The 897-nt window shown below is 35.1% G+C and carries 1 protein-coding gene; it reads right to left on the reverse strand.

Features of this window, described 5'->3' with window-relative positions:
- Positions 1 to 121: 121 nt before the first annotated feature.
- The coding region (locus AC1DQW_RS27795) for a glycosyltransferase (protein ID WP_477457039.1) at positions 122 to 897 on the reverse strand (776 nt) is incomplete at its 5' end.

Consider the following 897-nt stretch of genomic DNA (forward strand, 5'->3'; position numbering starts at 1 on the left):
ATCAACAGGGAATTCCTGTTAAAACATTTATTGGCTGTAAAATAGACAACGAACAACCATTTTGGGGTGTTGTTACACAGACAATGAGGTTGTCTTCCTGAAAATTAATATCAAAAAGGGACTAAAGCAGATACTTTACAGTGTCATAAGCTTTGCGTATTCTATACTTTTTCAGCTCAAATAATATATACCTTTTTATATACAACAACAAAAGCTTTTTCTTCTGCATTCCGCGATATCTAAAATGTTTAATGATAAGGTTAAAATCACTTATCACCATTTCCATTCGGGCTTCAACCTTAATCATACTCCATATACCGCCAACATGATTACGATAACAGCTCATTATCTCGGGCATTACATAAATTTTACGACCAGTATTGAATGTCGCAAATATCTTTAAAAACTTATCGGCCGCATAACATTTAAAGTACCACGACTTTTGGAATAACTGATGTATTTGCGCGCTATTATGGTATACTACCGTTGCTGTTTTTGTTTCCTCTTGTTTACCGGTAAGCAGGTCATGATAAGTATGCACTAATGGTAATGGATTTGGATCGACATAAAGGGTATTATTATTGGTATCAATTACCCGCGTATAATGGCAACACATAACATAATCTGGATTTTGCTCTAAAAAATCGACTTGCTTTTGCAGTTTGCAGGCATCTGTCCAGTAATCATCCCCATCACAAAGCGCAATGTATTTCCCTTTACAGTTTTTAACTGTATCGATCATGTTCTGGTGAGCGCCTACGTTTTTTTTAGCAGAAATGATCTTTACTATTTCCGGATACTTCTCTTTATACTTTTTTAGCACTTCGGATGTACCATCGGTAGAGCAATCATCGCCAATAACAATTTCAAATTGAAAATTTGTTTGCTGCATCAAAA

This window comes from Mucilaginibacter sp. P5_A4, from assembly GCF_056400605.1.